This window comes from Streptomyces sp. NPDC000075 (assembly GCF_040301925.1).
In the GTDB taxonomy this organism is placed as follows: Bacteria; Actinomycetota; Actinomycetes; order Streptomycetales; family Streptomycetaceae; genus Streptomyces; species Streptomyces polychromogenes.
This window is the reverse complement of the sequence record NZ_JBEPFL010000013.1, coordinates 61,727-78,558: the sequence shown is the minus strand read 5'-3', so window position 1 is coordinate 78,558 and position 16,832 is coordinate 61,727. Positions and strand designations below refer to the sequence as shown.

At 72.2% G+C, this 16,832-nt stretch carries 16 protein-coding genes and 1 tRNA gene; 9 read left to right on the top strand and 8 right to left on the bottom strand.

The features are described from left to right. Positions 1-4: 4 nt before the first annotated feature. The 3 genes from ABT403_RS17435 to ABT403_RS17425 all read right to left on the bottom strand — a co-directional run bounded on the left by ABT403_RS17435 (position 5) and on the right by ABT403_RS17425 (position 2,636). Positions 5-559 carry a hypothetical protein gene (locus ABT403_RS17435; protein WP_344169588.1) on the bottom strand — a complete coding sequence of 185 codons (555 nt, stop codon included), beginning with the start codon at positions 557-559 and terminating at the stop codon, positions 5-7. A gap of 100 nt (positions 560-659) precedes the next feature. Beyond that, complete coding sequence (locus ABT403_RS17430; protein WP_344169585.1) at positions 660-920, bottom strand: hypothetical protein; 261 nt, start codon at positions 918-920, stop codon at positions 660-662. Between the two features lie 87 nt (positions 921-1,007). After that, entirely contained in the window at positions 1,008-2,636 is a 1,629-nt protein-coding gene (locus tag ABT403_RS17425; protein WP_344169582.1) for a conjugal transfer protein, read from the bottom strand. Positions 2,637-2,909: 273 nt separating this feature from the next. Between ABT403_RS17425 and ABT403_RS17420 the strand changes: the two genes are divergently transcribed. From ABT403_RS17420 to ABT403_RS17385, 8 genes are all read left to right on the top strand, one after another. After that, the gene (locus ABT403_RS17420; protein ID WP_344169579.1) at positions 2,910-3,365 is read left to right on the top strand and encodes a hypothetical protein; all 456 of its coding nucleotides are present in this window, start codon (positions 2,910-2,912) and stop codon (positions 3,363-3,365) included. A 40-nt stretch (positions 3,366-3,405) separates the two neighbouring features. After that, positions 3,406-4,041, top strand: a complete 636-nt coding sequence (locus ABT403_RS17415; RefSeq protein WP_344169576.1) for a hypothetical protein — start codon at positions 3,406-3,408, stop codon at positions 4,039-4,041. Continuing rightward, the gene (locus ABT403_RS17410) at positions 4,038-5,192 is read left to right on the top strand and encodes a hypothetical protein (RefSeq protein ID WP_344169573.1); all 1,155 of its coding nucleotides are present in this window, start codon (positions 4,038-4,040) and stop codon (positions 5,190-5,192) included. The genes ABT403_RS17415 and ABT403_RS17410 overlap by 4 nt, the downstream gene beginning before the upstream one ends. Beyond that, entirely contained in the window at positions 5,189-5,578 is a 390-nt protein-coding gene (locus ABT403_RS17405) for a DUF4913 domain-containing protein (protein WP_344169570.1), read from the top strand. Before ABT403_RS17410 ends, ABT403_RS17405 begins: the two co-directional genes overlap by 4 nt. A gap of 190 nt (positions 5,579-5,768) precedes the next feature. Beyond that, positions 5,769-6,461 carry a hypothetical protein gene (locus ABT403_RS17400; RefSeq protein ID WP_344169567.1) on the top strand — a complete coding sequence of 231 codons (693 nt, stop codon included), beginning with the start codon at positions 5,769-5,771 and terminating at the stop codon, positions 6,459-6,461. A gap of 7 nt (positions 6,462-6,468) precedes the next feature. Further along, positions 6,469-8,502: a peptidoglycan DD-metalloendopeptidase family protein gene (locus ABT403_RS17395; RefSeq protein WP_344169564.1), complete on the top strand. Its 2,034-nt coding sequence runs from the start codon at positions 6,469-6,471 to the stop codon at positions 8,500-8,502. A 149-nt stretch (positions 8,503-8,651) separates the two neighbouring features. Next, positions 8,652-10,385: a type IV secretory system conjugative DNA transfer family protein gene (locus tag ABT403_RS17390; RefSeq protein WP_344169560.1), complete on the top strand. Its 1,734-nt coding sequence runs from the start codon at positions 8,652-8,654 to the stop codon at positions 10,383-10,385. Positions 10,386-10,606: 221 nt separating this feature from the next. Then, positions 10,607-10,837 (top strand): hypothetical protein, encoded by a 231-nt coding sequence (locus ABT403_RS17385; protein ID WP_344169557.1) that lies wholly within the window; start codon positions 10,607-10,609, stop codon positions 10,835-10,837. 72 nt (positions 10,838-10,909) lie between these two features. On the opposite strand, the gene ABT403_RS17380 is transcribed toward ABT403_RS17385, so the two are convergent. Beyond that, a complete protein-coding gene (locus ABT403_RS17380) occupies positions 10,910-12,184 on the bottom strand; it encodes a hypothetical protein (RefSeq protein ID WP_344169554.1) in 1,275 nt (424 codons plus the stop codon). Positions 12,185-12,298: 114 nt separating this feature from the next. Next, positions 12,299-12,814 carry a SigE family RNA polymerase sigma factor gene (locus ABT403_RS17375; protein WP_344169551.1) on the bottom strand — a complete coding sequence of 172 codons (516 nt, stop codon included), beginning with the start codon at positions 12,812-12,814 and terminating at the stop codon, positions 12,299-12,301. Positions 12,815-12,999: 185 nt separating this feature from the next. Here ABT403_RS17375 and ABT403_RS17370 point away from each other — a divergent pair, with 185 nt between their 5' ends. Then, positions 13,000-13,623 (top strand): hypothetical protein, encoded by a 624-nt coding sequence (locus ABT403_RS17370; protein WP_344169548.1) that lies wholly within the window; start codon positions 13,000-13,002, stop codon positions 13,621-13,623. Positions 13,624-13,758: 135 nt separating this feature from the next. Here the strand turns inward: ABT403_RS17370 and ABT403_RS17365 are convergent. The 3 genes from ABT403_RS17365 to ABT403_RS17355 all read right to left on the bottom strand — a co-directional run bounded on the left by ABT403_RS17365 (position 13,759) and on the right by ABT403_RS17355 (position 16,828). Beyond that, a tRNA-Thr gene (locus ABT403_RS17365) sits at positions 13,759-13,832 on the bottom strand. A 106-nt stretch (positions 13,833-13,938) separates the two neighbouring features. Next, entirely contained in the window at positions 13,939-15,474 is a 1,536-nt protein-coding gene (locus tag ABT403_RS17360) for an alpha/beta hydrolase (protein WP_344169545.1), read from the bottom strand. A gap of 142 nt (positions 15,475-15,616) precedes the next feature. Beyond that, positions 15,617-16,828 carry a DNA polymerase III subunit delta' gene (locus ABT403_RS17355; RefSeq protein WP_344169542.1) on the bottom strand — a complete coding sequence of 404 codons (1,212 nt, stop codon included), beginning with the start codon at positions 16,826-16,828 and terminating at the stop codon, positions 15,617-15,619. Positions 16,829-16,832 lie beyond the last annotated feature (4 nt).

Genomic DNA, 16,832 nt, shown 5'->3' with positions numbered 1-16,832 from the left:
GGAGTCATCCTGCGGTCTCGGAGTCTGCGGTCTCGGCGATTGCGCTCGGCGAGGACACGCTCGGGTACGGGGCGGAGGCGGCGTACGAGGAGCCGTGCCGCACCGCCGTCGCGAGCGCCGCGTCGTACCGCATGTGCCAGCGGTCCGCCTTCGGCTGCCAGAGGATGACCTGCCAGCGCAGTTCCTCCGGCTCGCGGTCCGCGCCCAGTCCCTGGAGGCGCTTGGGCTGGACCCAGTAGTCGGCCCACACCACCACCTGCTGGCTGAGGGTGAGGGCGGAGGGCAGCGGCCGGCCCCAGACGAAGTAGACGCCGACCGGCGGCCCCAGGTACAGGACCGACGTGATGAGCGACAGGCCGAGGAAGGGCAGGAAGGCCGACAGCGTCAGCAGCAGCACGAGCCACAGCACACCGAACCCGAAGGCGGCGCCTAGGGCGGGCAGGAGCAGACCGGGAAGCGGGATGTTGCCCCAGTTCCAGATGCGCTTGGGCCGGTTCAGCAGGTCCGTGTGGTCGTAGGCGACCATGGGCGCCGGTGCGTCCGGCGTTTCCTGCGTCATGAGTCGGTCCCCCTCTCTGGCGTGATTGCGTGCGGCGCGTCGCGGGCGGCACGTCTACCGTCGCGGGCCGCGTTCCGTCCGTCGCGGCCCGTCCCCGGGTTCAGCCCTTGCCGCCGATCTGCTCACCGAGGCTGATGAGCATGCCGGCGAGACCGGCGGCGCCACCGATGATGAACGCGGCCAGCGCGATCATGCCGAAGCCCTGGAAGGCCTCGCGCATGCCGTCGCCGCGCTTCATCGACAGCAGCATCCGGATGCCGAGGATCAGGAGGGCACAGGCCGCGACCGTGCCGCCCAGGCCGGCCAGGATGGTCTGGACCGACTTGAACATGCCGTCGAGGGTCGTCGCTGCCAGGATCATGATGTGTCTGTCCTTCGTTGTGAGGGGCGTACGGATGGGTGACGCGTCGTGGCGGGGCGGCCGGTACGCCGCCTCCGCGATGACGCGTCAGTGGGACTTGGAGGCTTCCGGCTTGGGCGATGGCGAGGGCCCGGGTGAGGCCGCGCCGGAGGGAGAAGGCGAACCGGCCGGGGCGGGCGAGCCGCTCGGCCCGGTGGCCGGGGAGGGGCTGGGTGAGGCCGTGGCCTGGCCCGGCGTGTCCGCCCGGCCGCCCGTCGGGTCCATGACGCCGCCGCGGATGTCCTTGATGAACCAGCCCTGCGCCGTGTTCACCACGGTCACCCGGTACGAGCGCTTCAGCGTCACGTCCGCCTTCGCGTCATCGGGCCCTCCGCCGCCCCAGACGACCGTCACGCGGGCCGGGACCGCCTGGCCCTGGCTGTACGTGACCTTCTTGCCCGACTCGGTGCCCTCGGGGGCCAGTGCCTGGACCTCCTGGACCACCGGTGCGGTCAGCGCGCCGGCCAGACCGGAAACCGCCGCAGGTGTGGCGTCGGGGGTGGTGAAGCGGGTCAGCGCGGTGGTGTCGGACGCGGCCCACGCCTTGAAGTACCCCGCCAGGACCTGGTCCCTGAGCTGGTTGGAGAGCTCCTGGTCGACGACCTCTCCGCCCTTCTCCAGCGCCGGCGCGGTGTCGCGGATCGGCAGCGGCATCTCGCCGACGTTGCCGACGACCCGCAGCCCAGAGGCTCCGGCGAGGTCCTTGACGTACACCGGTACGGAGAGGGTGGTGGTGCGGCCGCCCGTGTAGGTGACCTGGATGTTGAGGTACCGGCCGTTCTTCCCGTACTCGGGGAGGTCTTCGACGGTCCCGTCCCAGTTCGCCTGCTTGACCTGCTGCTTGCCCTTCCCGTTCCAGCCGCAGTCGCGGTCGACACCGGCCGAGACGTAGCGGGACAGGGACTCGCGGCGCTTGTCGGCGGTCTCCGGCGAGTACGTCATGCAGAGGGAGGCGTACTCCTCGGCGAAGACGGCCGCGGCCTGGACGGGGAAGTCGGTGAGCCGGTAGCGGGTCAGGTCCTGGCCGTCGAGGGCGGCGGGCTTCACGGTGACGGACGACCTGCCGATGACCAGGCCCGTGACACCGCAGGATCCCAGGGCGAAGACGCAGGTGGTGATCAGGAGCGTGGCGCGCAGGGCCACGTGCGTGCTCTTGCCGTTGGAGGGCAGCCGGCCTCCGGGGCGCGGCACGTCGAACCGGGCGTCCGGTCCCTTGGCACCGCTCTGCGCGGGAGCGGGGGTGGTCACGGCGGCAGACGGTTCCGCGCCGGCAGCGGGGGCGGCTACGGCGGCCGGCGTCTGGACGGAGGCCGCCTTCCCGCCGCCCTTGCGGGCGTCACGCGCGGCCTTCTTGCTCTCGTACTCGGCCTTGCGGGCCGCCTTCTTGCGTTCGTACTCGGCCTTCCGCTCGGCCTTCGCCTGCTCCCGCTTGTCCTTCTTCGACTCGGGAGCGGGCCCGTCGGCGCGCGGCGGAAGGCTCGGCACGGCGGCCTGGCCCGGCGGGACGTTGGACTGCGGAGCCACGCGCACCCACGCTGCGGCCACCTGACTGCGGGCCGCCTCGGCGGAGAGCTGGGGCGCGGCCGGGGACTCGTACGGACCCGGCGCCTGCTGCGCGGGATGCCCGGCGGGCCGGCCCTCGCCGACCCCGTCCGCAGAACTGCTGTGGTCCGTCATCGAGTCGGCTCTCTCCCCGCGTGTGTTCCCCGTCCGCCGGTCGGGCGTGCGGCGGGCCCTGGCGAGACCAGGTGCGGACCGCAGTGTGGCAAATCGAGCTGACATTCCCCTCCCGCTTTTCCTCGCGAGAGGAGGTGAGGAAAAAATAAGGAATCCCTGTGAGGAAAACCGAGGGCCCGCCGACACGGTGACCTGCCCGCGGCTCCGCCACAATGCCGGGTTGTGCCCCAGTCGCGGGCGCGGAGCCGTCCCCGACCCCCCGAAGGACGAGAGTTGAGCGAGCAGAAGCTTCACCCGTGGCAGGACGCGGGCACCGCCCCCGAGGTCCCCGAACCCCCGTTGGTGGAGGCCGAGCACGCCTGGATCGCGGGCTACGAGCCGGGAAACCCCTGGCAGTCCAAGCTCTGCCTGCGCACCCCGCACGGCACGGTCGCGTACCCCCTGACCCCGCACACCATGCCGGACCTCTTGGAGGGCCTGGTGGTGGTCGCGCAGGAGCAGCAGGGGGTGACGGGGGACGACCTGTACGAGGCCGAGACCGACGAGGCCGACGACCACGCGCAACCCGATGAACCGGCAGAGGACCGGACCATCCACAACGGCCGTGCGGCACGCCTGACCGGCTGGGCCGCGGTCCACGAACTGTGGGAGCGCGAGGACCCGAAGGTCCGCCTCGCCATGGGCGCGATCGTGATCATCGTCTTCGGATTGGGGATCTTGCTTTCCTGACCGGATACGGTCAAACCCACCACGGACGAGGGAGACCAGCATGCTGACGGAGACAACCGGCCGGACGCCTCAGGACCTTGCCGCCGAACTGGCGGGCCTCAAGGCCGTCGACGACTGGCCGTCGGTGTGGTCGGGCCCGCCCCAGGGCGGGACCCGGGAGTTCGACGCCTGGTGCGCGCGCTACGGCTGGGAGCCGCTGACGACCGAGCGGACCCTGGAACTCCGTACCCGCAGCGGAGGGGAATGGAGCTTCTTCGCGGCGAAGGGTGCCTTCTGGAACCCCATCGGAGTCCTCAACCACTACGCGTGGCAGGTGCTGGCGGAGTCCGGCGAGGAGAACGGCGCGGTGCACACCGCGGCCGCCGAGGTGTGGCCCGCGTACCTGAAGGCGGCCGAGGACGTTCTGGGAGCCCCGACCTGGTCCGGGGGCTGGGACGCCGCCGATTTCCCGGAACCGCCCCGCCCCGACTTCTGGGAGGGTCGGGAAGACCGGATGGAGACGCGGAGCCCGTACCGGCTCGCCTACTGGGCACCCGATGGGCAGGTACCCGGACAGCCCTTCGTCGTGCTGCAGCAATCGCTGTCGTTCCAGGCCTGGACCGCTGCCGAGCCCGGCGGTTCGGCCATCTCCGTGGACGTCTTCGCCCCGGTCGAGCCCCTGTCGGGTGACCAGTGAGCGAGGCGTTGCGCCCCACCCTCGAAGAGATCGAGCTGGCGAAGCGGCTCCAGGCGGAGCACCTCGGAAGACAGCCGGGAAGCGCGGCCGAGGCCCGGAAGGTCATCAGCCAGATCTACGCGGACTGGCACGCGCGCAAGGGGCTGGAGGAGTCGACCCCGAACCCCGGGAGTCTGCTGGAGTACGTCGAGGCGGTCGCCAAGGACGCCGGTGTCACCAACGAGGACCGGGGAGACGTACGCGCGCTCTGGTCCTGGAGGTCCCAGCCCGAGGGCGCGGACCGGGAGATACCCCACCGCTACCTGGCCCAGGCCTGCGGCCGGACGCGCGGGTACCAGGTGCTGGAGGACTCCCCGGCCGGACAGCAGCTGGACGGCTACTGGCTCGGCGACGACCAGGTGCGCAACACGCTCGTGCGGTCCTACGGCATGAAGCTCGACGACGTGAAGGCGAGCGCCGACAAGGCCTGGGACGGTGTCTCGGCCCGCTACATCGGCGAAGCCCGGGGAACCGTCGCCGTCTTCGCGGCCGAGATCGGAGAGAAGTCCATCCTGGGCGGGACCGAGCTCCCCGTCGTCATGGACAACGAGCTCGTCGGCAAGGACGGGCTCCAGTTCCCGATCGAGTTCCCCCACCCGTCCCACCTGCCGGCGGACATGCGCGACCTGCTCGCGGATCCCGCCGTGCGCGCCGTGCTGCGCAGGGAGCACTACGACCCGGAGCACACGACCCCCCAGCAGTTCGCCGCCAAGCTGGCCGCCTTCGACCTCCCCGAACACCTGCGGCCGGCGCGGACAGCAGCGGTCGCGCAGCTGAACACCGCACCGGATTACGCCGGTCTGACCGGCCCTGCGGCAGAGGCCGCCGGCCCCGAGCTCACCGAGCCCGAGACCTTGCAGCCAGGGAGCCACCCCAGGTTCCAGGATCCCGAGCTCGCCGAACCGGCGTCGGACCAGCCGGCGTCCGTACCCGCGACGCCCGCCCAGCCCGAACCCAGGGTCCCCGTGCACGGTGCCTCCTTCCTCCCCGGGTCGACCGTCCCCCGGACCCTCACCGTGCCGCCCCGCCCCGCCCCCGCCGTCGCGAGTACGCACGGCGTGATGAACCCGGCGGTCGAGGCCGCCCCCAAGGCCCCGGAGATCGACCAGTGACCGGCCCCGCAGAGATACCCGCCCCCGGCGAAGAGGTCGAACTCTTCTTCCCGGACGTCTTCGCCTTCGTCAGCGACTTCCTGGCCCCGACCGTCCGCCGCCGCCTGAACGGCTCCTCCGCCACCTGGTGCCCCCGCTGGTGGGAGCACCCCGAGGCCGGCGCACGGCTCTCCGCGCTCTGGCTGGCCTGGGAACAGCTGCGCCTGGAGCCCACGCTCGGCCTGTCGACGTGGTGGCTGCACCACGCCGACCCGCACCTGCGCGTGCTGATGGACACCGACCTCGGCCCCTTCGCGGCCTGCTCCCCCAAGACGGGTGGGCACACGGCGTACCCCTTCGACCCGCTCCCGCTGGAGGAGTACGACCCCGAGGCACAGCCGTTGTGAGGGATCGGTGAGGGCGCACGCGGCGTCCCTCACCGTTTCCCCACATCCGTCAACCACCCGCCCGCCAGGTGTTTTTCCTCGCCCGGCCTCCATGTTTTCCTCTGTTTTCCCCGCGGGGAAAACCCGCGCTCCCCCGGCCGTCCCGCCACCTACGGTGGCTCGGCGACCAGACTGAGGGAGGCCCGGGACGGTGGATTCACCTGCCGAGAACAAGCGAAGTGCCGTACTGGCCCTGGCACTGCTCGGTGCCCTACTGGTCGGCAGCCTGGTCGTCCTCACCCTCTTCAACGGCGAGGACGACCCTGCGGCCGACGCCAAGCCCAAGACCACCACGCCCACACGGAATCCGGGACCCGGCGGGGGTTCCGCCGCCGGCGCGGCCGCGCCGCGGTCGGGGACACCGCAGGCAGGGGCAGCCGACGGGGTGCCTCTGATCGTCCAGCCGGATGACCTGGCCAAGGCGCACCGGGCGATGGCCGACTACATGGCGGGCGTGACCACCTTCAAGTACACCGACAACACCGCCTCCTGGTCGCCGCGTCTGCTGGCTCTCACGGACGGCGGCGAGACGATGAAGAAGCGGACCGTGCTGCCGACGGAAAAGGCCTGGGCCGTCTGCCAGCAGACCAAGTGCTCGTCCACCGGAAAGGCCTTCGTGCGCCGGGACGCGTTGATCGCCGATGAACTCTCGCGCGGCAGCGGCCAGTCCATCTCCAGCGTGGTGGAAGTGACCGCGACCCGCTCCGGCGAGGGCGGCAAGACCGAGACCGAGACCAACACCTGGCTGGTGAGCGCCCACAAGGGTGGCGGCGGCTGGCAGGTGACCGGCTTCGACATATACGGCCTGGGCAACGTGGGCGCGCCCGAGCCGAAGGGAGGGTGAGGCACCCGTGGTGGCTCCTGCCGTACTGGCGGCCGCGTCGAAGGCCGCCAAAGTGGCGAAAGCCGCCAAGGGCGCGGCTCAGCTCGCCTCGGGACAGGGCGGTGGAGGTGGCGGCAAGAAGAAGAACAACCTCAAATGGGTGCTGCTCATCGGTGCCGTCGGCTCGATGCCGACGTTCGGCATCATCTTCGTCATCGTCATCCTGATCGTCGCCCTGGTGGGCGGAGTGGGCGGCGGCGCCGCCCAGGCCGCCTGCGGCAACTACGGGGAGAACGCGGGCGCCGGCAACACCAGCGACAAGGCGGCCACGAACCCGATCATGCCCGCCGGCAAGATGTACATGCCCAGCGACACCGCCCGCGACGAGATACCCCCGAAGATGATCCTCGCCTCGATGCGCGCGGCCGCGCGCTACGACGGCCTCGACTGGACGATCATCGCCGGGCAGATGTACCAGGAGACGAGGTACGGCCAGGACAAGTCCGCGGCCCCCGGTGGCGACAACGGCCTCGGCTACAAGGGCCTGCTGCAGTTCGGTGACTGGGCCTGGGGCCAATTCGGCGAGGACGGCAACGGCGACGGCCAGAAGGACCGCTACGGCATCGATGACTTGGCCTTCTCCGCGGCCAACTACATGCACGCCCTCAAGGCGGAGACCAACGCCTGGAAGGCGCTGCTCGACTACTCCGGCTCCGTCGAGACCAACACCGTCTACCCCCGCGTGGTCCTCACCCAGGCTGCCCGCTACCGCGGCACCCTCACCGGTGACAAGGACCTCATCAACCGCTGGTACGCACACCTGAAGACCACCGTCGAGAAGAATCCTTCCTTCCCGGTCCTGGGCCAGACGGCGGACATCCCCGAGCCGGTCGGCAGCGACGCCCAGCCGAGCGAGGCGCTGAGCATCCAGTCCAAGGGCCCCCACAGCTGGTCCACCCCGCCCCTCGGCGGCGGAGGCGGCGGCGGACAGGGCACCACGACGCCGGTGGCCGACACCCGCCGCCCGGCCGACAAGCCCGCGGCGGACGACAAGCCCGCGGCGGACGGCAAGAACTGGCAGTGGCCCCTGAAGCAGGACACGTACACGCTCGGCACCAAGTACCACGCGGAGGGCGTGCACTGGAGCCTCGGCTACCACACCGGGCTCGACCTGCGAGCGTCCAGCGGGACCCCGATCTACGCCCCGGCCGACGGGAAGGTCGTCAAGGTTGGCAGCGGCGGCGCGTACGGCAACGAGACCCGTCTCGAGCACGCGAACGGCGTCATCACCCTGTACGCCCACCAGAGCAGCGTCGCCGTGAAGATGGGCGACACCGTCAAGCGCGGCGACCAGATCGGCGCGGTCGGTGAAACGGGCAATGCCTTCGGCCCGCACCTCCACTGGGAGGTGCTGATGCCCGGCGTCGACGACCCCTTCCGCAGTGGCCAGGACAACGGCCCCGGCGAGATCGACCCGGAGGCGTGGCTGGCCGGGAAGATCACGGCCAGCCCCGACTACGGCGGCGTGCCCGGCGGCACCGGCAACGGCAAGGACGCCGACTACCGCAACTGCGCCGCCAACGGCAAGGGCACGGGCGTCCCACCGGACGGCGCCGGCGCGACCGGTCCTCTGCCCGACGTCGACGACACGGTCGTCCGGGCGGCGCTCGGCTGGGCCCAGCGCGGCATCGGGAAGCCCTACGTGTGGGGCGCCACGCGTCTCCAGGGCGACAACCCGACGTCCTTCGACTGCTCCAGCTTCACGCAGTGGATGTACTACCAAGCCAGCGGCGGCAAGATCAACATCGGGTACAGCACCTACGACCAGCAGCCCAACCTCTCGAAGTACAAGGTCGACCTGAGCCAGTCCAAACCGGGCGACGTGATCTTCTTCCATCCCAGCGCGGCGGGTTCGGAACACGTCGGCATCGTCTGGGACCCGGCCAAGCACACGATCCTGCACGCCCCGCGCCCCGGCAAGAACGTCGAGTTCAGCAACTGGGAATGGCAGGGCCAGATCACGGGCGTCTACCGGGTGCCCACGGCCGGGAGCTTCCCCTAGGGCCTGGCCGTCACACTCCCGCCGCCCTCCGGGCGACGACGGGAGTGTGACGACAGGCCCTAGACCAGCGGCGCGCACGGCGCCCGAGACCACCGACAGAACGAGATGCCGCAGTCCACCCCGGGCACGGCGGAAGGAACGCCCTGACCATGGCCCAAGAACCACAGAAGAAGCCGCGCGCCGAGGACGACTGGACGATCGAGATCGTCCTCCTCGTCGTCAGCGTCCTGGCCCTCCTGTCCGCCGCCTGGCTCGCGGCCCGCCTCGGCGCGGCGTTCACCGACCAGCCGGAGCCCCCGGGCAACCCCTTCTCCTTCGCCATCGCCCTGGCCAAGGGCGACTACTCCTGGCCCGGCGGCGCCGCCAGCGCGATCGCCGCCGCCGAGGCGCTGCTCCTCGCCGGCCTGATCACCGCCGGGTACCGGATACGCCAGCGGCTGCGCAACAAGCCGGACGTGGACCGGGCGGCCAAGCACATGGTCGACGGGACGGACCTCGGCAAGCTCACCATGAAGGGCGCGGCCGCGACCGCGGAGCGTCTCGGGGTGCAGGCCCAGGTGCCCGGCGTGTTCATCGGCCGCTCGGTGAAGGGCCGCCAGCCCCTGTTCGGCTCCTTCGAGGACATGCACGTCGACATCTGGGGCCCGCGTACCGGCAAGACGACCCGGCGCGCCATCCCGGCGATCCTCGACGGTCCCGGGGCGGTCCTCGTCACCTCCAACAAGCGGGACATCGTCGACGCCACCCGCGGCCCCCGCCAGGCCCTCGGGCAGGTATGGGTCTTCGACCCGCAGCAGGTGGCCCAGGAGGCCCCGGCCTGGTGGTGGAACCCGCTCTCCTACGTCACCGACGTGGCCAAGGCCCGCAAGCTGGCGGACCACTTCGCCTCGGGCTCCCGCGACGCCGACGCCTCCACCGACGCGTTCTTCGACCCGGCGGGCCAGGACCTCCTCGCCAACCTGCTGCTCGCGGCGGCCACCGCCAAGATGGCGGTCACCCAGATCTACACCTGGCTGTCCAACCCCAAGGACGACACCCCGGAGCGCATCCTGCGCGGTGCCGGGCACCACATGCCCGCCGACGCCCTGAACGGCGTCATCACCGCCCCCGACAAGCAGCGCAGCGGCATCTACGGCGTCGCCCAGCAGATGGCGTCCTGCCTGATCAACCCCGAGGTCAACAAGTGGGTGAGCCCGCTCGGACCGACCGACGACCGCCCAGAGTTCGACCCGCACGAGTTCGTCCGCACCCGCTCGACGCTCTACTCGCTCTCCCGTGAGGGCAGCGACTCGGCCGGCCCGCTGGTGACGGCCCTGACCGTGGCCGTCGTCGAGGCGGCCGAGGAGTACGCCACCTCCCAGCGCGGCGGCCGCCTCTCACTGCCGATGGTCGGCGTCCTGGACGAGGCGGCGAACGTCTGCCGCTGGCGCGCCCTGCCCGACCTGTACTCGCACTACGGCTCGCGCGGCATCATCCTGATGACGATCCTCCAGTCCTGGGCCCAGGGCGTCGAGGTGTGGGGCGACCGGGGCATGGAGAAGCTCTGGTCCGCCGCGAACGTCCGCGTCTACGGCGGCGGTGTCTCCGACACCAAGTTCCTCGGCGACCTCTCGGAGCTGGCGGGCGAGTACGACCTCCGCGAGTTCTCCGCGACCCAGGAGTCGGAGTTCGGCGGCTGGTCCGGCAACCGCACGGTGAACCAGTCGGTGCGCCGGGAGCGCGTCCTCGAGGTCTCCGACCTCGGCTCCATGCCCCCGGGCCGCGCCCTGGTCCTGGCGTCGGGCACCAAGCCGGTCCTGGTGGAAACGATCCCCTGGTGGGAGGGCCAGCACGCCCGCGAGGTGAAGGCCTCCCTGTCGAAGTACGACCCGGGCGCCCGCTGACGGCCCCACCGACACGGAAAACCCCAGGTCACGAGCTGTACGACCTGGGGTTTCCCCATGCCGTCAGCCGGCCGGCCCGTTGATCACTCTTCACAGTGGACTGCCGGGCCCGGCAGCACCCTGCACCGACGATGAGAAGTTCCGGCCTTCAGAGCACAACCTCAACGTCAACGGCGTCCGCCGGGCGGGCCAGTGCCACCACATCACGAAGTGAGCCGCACATGACCACCCAGCCCACCCCCGAGCGGCCCGCCGGGGAGGCGAAGCGCGGCCGTGCCGGCGTCGGGCCCTTCCTCATCGGCACCGCCGCCTCGTTCGCGTTCTTCGCCTTCTTCCCCGGCCTGCCCCACGTGATCGACTGGGGCGCGATCCTCATCTCCCTCGCCATCGGCGGACTGGCCCGCTGGATCTGGCTCGCCCGCGCCGCGAGGAAGCACGCCGATCCGGGCTGACACCCGCCCGCCGAAACCGGCGGCGGGAGTGCAGGCCCCCGTGACCCGCACTCCCCCGCCCCGCCCGCCCGGCTACTTGCCGTACCGCGCCCACACCTCGCTCGTCGCCATCTCCTTCAGCTGCGCCATCGTCAGCGCCGGGTTCCTGCGGGTCGCGTCGGTCTCCTGGTTCTTGGAGTTGAAGGCCGAGACGATCACGCGGGTGCCGTCCGTCCGGAGCGTGTCCACGTTCCACCAGACGACGTTCTTGCCGCCCTTCTCCCCCGGCGTCTGGCGGAGCACCACCTTCGTGCCGTCCGGCATCGCCGTGGCACCCGTGAACAGGCTGGCCACGGGGCCGGCCATGCCGCCCGACTGGACCTCCACGGTGACCATCGACTTGCCCTCACCGTCGTCGAGGACGACGTACGCGCTATCGCCCTCACCCCCCTTGGCGACCACCGGAATGCCGTACCCGGCCAGCAGGCCGTCCAGGACCGGCGCGGCCGAGCCGCCCGGACGCGGGGGCGTGCGCGGCGACTCCGGGTGGGCCGGCGGCAGGTCCTCCAGCGCCGGGCGCCACTGCGGCGCGAGGACGAGGGCCTTCAGCCGGTCCGGGTCCAGCGGGGGGTTGGGCCGCGAGACGGGCTCGCCCTTCTCCGCGGCGGCGTTCCACTCCTGTGCGTCCACCATGTAGCCCTGCGGGGTCACCAGCGTGGCCCGCCACGACTTCGTGGGTTCGCGGCGGTCGGGGTATTCGTAACCCTGGTAGACCATGACCTTCGACCCGTCCGCCAGCGTCTCGGACGTGCAGCCGTCGTAGGCGAACTTGTTCTTGTCGGGGCAAGTGATCAGCTCGGCCGTGCTCGCGCCCTTCGGGTCCACCCGGTTCAGGCTGACCCCGATGGCCGCCTGGCCCTTGCCGTCGTCGTACACGCCGAAGGCCCCCGGGATCCCCCCGGATCCGCCGCCCGTCCCATGCCCCTTGGCCTCGGACAGCTGACCGCCGGGCAGCAGCTGCCTGAGCCAGGCGACCATCTGCGCGTCGGAGACGGCACCGGTGCCGGACCCCGGCCCCCCCTTCGCGGGCGGGGTGCTCGACAGGGCCGGCGGAGCCGCGACGTTCGGCGTCCGCGCGCCGTCCACACCCCCCGAGCCGCCCGAGCCGCCCAGCAGGCCGCCCGCGTAGACGCCGGCGGTACCGACCAGTGCCAGCCCCAGCACCGATCCGCCGATCACGGCGGCCCGGCGGCGGACCAGCAGCCTCCGCCCGCGCCGCTCACCGCCGGCGACGAGGGCCTGCCGGTCGGGCGTGAAACCGTCCCCCGCCTGCCGCAGGGCTTCACCGAGCTCATCTTCAAAGGACATGCGCACCCAGACCTTCCACTCAGTAGCGAGGGGGAACGAGGAATGACATCGAATCGGGAGAGGACGACGAGGACGACGCGGACGACGCGAACGACGCGGAGAGGTCCCCCACGCTCAGCGGGCGGCCAGCTCGGACAGCGAGCCGCCCAGCAGCCCGCGCAGCCGCGCCAGCGCCCGCGTGCTGCGGGTACGGACCGCCGCCGGGCTGACGTTCATCGCCTCGGCGGTCTCCTCGACGCTGCGGTCCTCCCAGTACCGCAGCACCAGCACCGCCCGGTCCTTCGGCGCCAGCTGCCCCAGCGCCTGGAGCAGGGTCACCCGCAGCTCCGGGTCGGGGCCGCCGGCCTGCGGGGCGCCCGACTCGGGGAACTCCCCGACCGGCCGCTCCCCCGCCGAGCGGCGCCGCTGGTGCGTCAGGAAGGCCCGTACGAGCACCGTCTGCGCGTACGCGGCCGGATTGTCGATACGGGAGATCCGGCCCCAGAGCAGGTACATCCGCCCCAGGGTCTCCTGCACCAGGTCCTCCGCGAGGTGCACGTCACCGCTCGCCAGCAGGCACGCCGACCGGTACAAAGGCCCCGACCGGCCCGCCGCGAACTCCCGGAACCCGTCCCTGCGACCCTGCCGCATCTACTCCCCCTCGCGTCCGTCTCACCCCTTCGACGCGATGGCGGTCCTGGAATGTTTCAACCGGGTTCGCGCAAGCCGAGAAGGCCGCCCGCCCGGGTCGCCGTCTGCCTGCTGATACGGGGGTCCGCCCCGTCCTGACGGCATGTCATGATGCCGCACGCACAACACGCGAGGAGCTTGAGACGATGCCGACGGAGACATCAGGCCGCACGGCCCGGGACCTGGCCGCCGAGCTGGAGGGCCTGCGGGGGGTGGACTGGCCGTCCGTCTGGGCGGGTCCGCCGCAGGGCGGCTCCCCGGCATGCCGCACGTGGTGCGAGCGCTACGGCTGGGAGCCGCTGACGGCCGACCGCAATCTGGCGGTGCGCAGCGGGGCCGGCGGCAGGTGGACCTTCGAAGCGGGCGGCAACTGGCATCCCGTACGCCGGCTGACCCACTGGGCGTGGCACCTCAAAGCGGACGAGGCGTCCGAGAACCCCGCTCTCCTGGTCCGCGCGGCCGACGAGTGGCCCGCGTTCCTCAAGGCGGCCGAGAGCGTGCTGGGTCCCGCGGTCTGGAACGGCGCCTGGGACGCGCCGGACTTCCCGGAACCGCCGGAGCCGGGGTTCTGGGAGGACCGCGCATACCGCCTGGAGACCCGCACGCCCTACCGCATGGCGTACTGGAAGCCGGTCGGCGAACACCCGGGGCAGGCCCTCATCGTGCTGGCGCAGTCGGTGTCCTTCACCGCGTGGACGACCGACGCGCCCGGTGGTTCGCGGATCCGGCTGACCGTGAACGCCCCTGAAGGCTCACGGAGGCACCCGTGAGGCCCGACGCCGCCCCGACACCGGCCGAGACAGCCCGGGCCTTCGCCCTCCAGCACCCCCTCCGCCCCGCCCCGCGCACGGAGCGGAAAAGCAAAAGCCCCAGGTCACGGCGAGTGAGTCCTGGGGCTTCTACAGAGCCGCCTTCGGGATTCGAACCCGAGACCTACGCATTACGAGTGCGTTGCTCTGGCCAACTGAGCTAAGGCGGCACCGCTGGGAAGACGAGAAAAATCCCCGTGGGGAGCCTCTCATCAGCAGCGTCGCCAAGTCTACAGGGTTAAACCCGATGCCCCGAACCAGGTCCGGCCGGAGGCCTCAGCAGCGCTTTCCGGCGGGTGGGGCCTGGCCCTCCAGGAGGTAGCGGTTGATCGCGGAGTCGATGCAGTCGCTGCCGCGGCCGTACGCCGTGTGGCCGTCGCCGTCGTACGTGAGGAGGGTGCCCGAGTCCAGCTGCCCCGCCAGGGCCTGGGCCCACTTGTACGGGGTCGCCGGGTCGCGGGTCGTGCCGACCACCACGATCGGGGCCGCGCCCCGGGCCTTCAGCGGCCCGGCCGTGCCCGTGGCCTTCACCGGCCAGTACGTGCAGTTCAGCGAGGCCCAGGCCAGGCCCGCGCCGAAGACCGGCGAGGCCTTCTCGAAGGAGGGCAGGGCGGCGTCCACGGCCTGCGGGCCGCTGAAGGCCGGGGGCTGGTCGAGGCAGTTCACGGCGGCGTTGGCGAACATGAGGTTGGCGTACTTGCCGTCCGCCTCGCGCTCGTAGTAGCTGTCGGCCAGGGACAGCAGGCCGGCACCGTCCCCGTTCATCGCGTCCGTGAGGGCCTGGCGCAGGTGCGGCCAGGCGCTCTCGTCGTACAGCGCCGCGATCACCCCGGTCGTCGCGAGGGACTCGCCCAGCGGGCGGGCCGGGTCGCCGGAGGGGACCGGCTGGGCGTCCAGCTTGCGGAAGAAATCCTTCAGCCGCTGCCCCTGCGCCTCCGGGGTGCCCTGCCCCAGCGGGCAGTCGGGCTGCTTCGCGCAGTCCTTCGCGAAGGAGCGGAAGGCCGTGTCGAAGCCCGCCGTCTGGTCACGGTTGAGTTCGAGCGCCGGCCGTGAGGGGTCCATCGCCCCGTCCAGGACCAGCCGGCCCACCCGGCCCGGGAAGAGCTCCGCGTACGTCGCGCCGAGGAAGGTGCCGTAGGAGGCGCCGACGTAGTTCAGCTTCTCGTCGCCCAGGACCGCCCGGAGCAGGTCCATGTCGCGGGCGGCGTCCACGGTGGACACGTGCGGCAGGATCCGCGCCGAGCGCTGCTCGCAGGCCGCCGCGAACTCCTTGAACGCCGCTACGAGCTTGGCCCGTTCCTCCTGGTCGTCCGGCGTCTGGTCCACCTGGGTGAACCGGTCCATCGCCGGGCCGGTCAGGCACTCCACGGGGCTGCTGCGCGAGACCCCGCGCGGGTCGAAGGAGACCATGTCGTAGCGGGCGCGCACGGGCGCGGGGTAGCCGATGCCGGCGTACGCCTGGAGGTAGCCGATGCCGGAACCGCCCGGGCCGCCCGGGTTGACCACCAGGGAGCCGAGCTTCTTGCCGGGACCGGTGGCCGAGCGGCGGGCCACCGCGATGTCCACGTCCTGGCCGGAGCCCGGGTTCGCGTAGTCCAGCGGCGCCTTCATCGTGGAGCACTGGAAACCCTGGACACCGCAGTCGCGCCAGCTCAGCTTCTGCTCGTAGTACGGGCGCAGTCCGGCCGGGACCGCGGACGGCTCGGCCGAGGCCGAGGCCACGTCCGGGCTCCCGGATGTGCAGCCGGAGAGCAGCAGCCCGGCGGCGGCGATCACGGTCCCGGTGGTACGCAGCACTCGCCTGGTGTCCATGCGGCGAGCGTACGTCCTGCCGGGACGCCTGTCCGTCGGCCGCCGCCCGCCCGGCCGCCCGCCGGCCGGGGAAGGTCCTGCGCCCGGCGACCGTACGGTGTTCCGCGCGCGCGGCCCGGGACCGCTCGTACGGGTGAACCCGTCAGCCCGCCCGCAGGGCCATCGTCATGGCCTCCACCGCCAGGAGCGGGGCCACGTTGCGGTCGAGGGCGCCGCGGCAGGCGATGATCGCCTCGATCCGGCGCAGCGTCCGCTCGGGGCCCGAGGCGCGGGCGATCCGGTCGAGGTCGGGCCGCAGGTCCTCGTTGGCGATGGCCAGGGAGGAGCCGAGCTGGAGCGCCAGGACGTCCCGGTAGAAGCCCGTCAGGTCGGTGAGGGCCAGGTCGAGGCTGTCGCGCTGGGTACGGGTGCGGCGGCGCTTCTGGCGGTCCTCGAGCTCCTTCATCACCCCGGCCGTGCCGCGCGGCAGCCGGCCTCCGGCTCCCGCTCCGGCGCCGAGCGCGGCCCTCAGCTCCTCGGTCTCCTTGGCGTCGATCTCCTCGGCGACCTGCTTGGCGTCCTCCGCGGCGGCGTCGACGAGCTCCTGGGCGGCCTTCAGGCAGCCGCCCACGTCGTCCACCCGCAGGGGGAGCTTCAGCACGGCGGCGCGGCGGGAGCGGGCGGCCTCGTCGGTGGCGAGCCGGCGGGCCCGGTCGATGTGGCCCTGGGTGGCGCGGGCGGCGGCCGCGGCGGCGGCCGGCTCGACGCCGTCGCGCCGCACCAGCACCTCGGCCACCGCCGCCACGGACGGGGTGGTCAGGGTGAGGTGGCGGCAGCGGGAGCGGATGGTGGGCAGCACGTCCTCCAGGGAGGGCGCGCACAGCAGCCACACCGTGCGCGGGGCGGGCTCCTCCACGGCCTTCAGCAGGACGTTGCCCGCGCCCTCGGTGAGCCGGTCGGCGTCCTCCAGGACGATGACCTGCCAGCGGCCCACGGCGGGCGAGAGCTGGGCGCGGCGGACCAGGTCGCGGGTCTCCTTGACGCCGATCGACAGGAGGTCGGTGCGGACGATCTCCACGTCGGCGTGCGTCCCGGCCATCGTGGTGTGGCAGCCGTCGCAGAACCCGCAGCCCGGTTCGCCGCCCAGCGCGCGGTCCGGGCTGACGCACTGCAGGGCGGCCGCGAAGGCGCGGGCGGCGGTGGCCCGGCCGGAGCCGGGCGGGCCGGTGAACAGCCAGGCATGGGTCATCTTGGAGCCGGGCGGCAGCGGTTGGCCCTCGGCGGCGGCCGTGACCAGGGCGTCGGCGTCACGGGCGGCGGCGGCCAGCTGCGCGTGCACACGCTCCTGTCCCACCAGGTCGTCCCACACGGGCATCCCG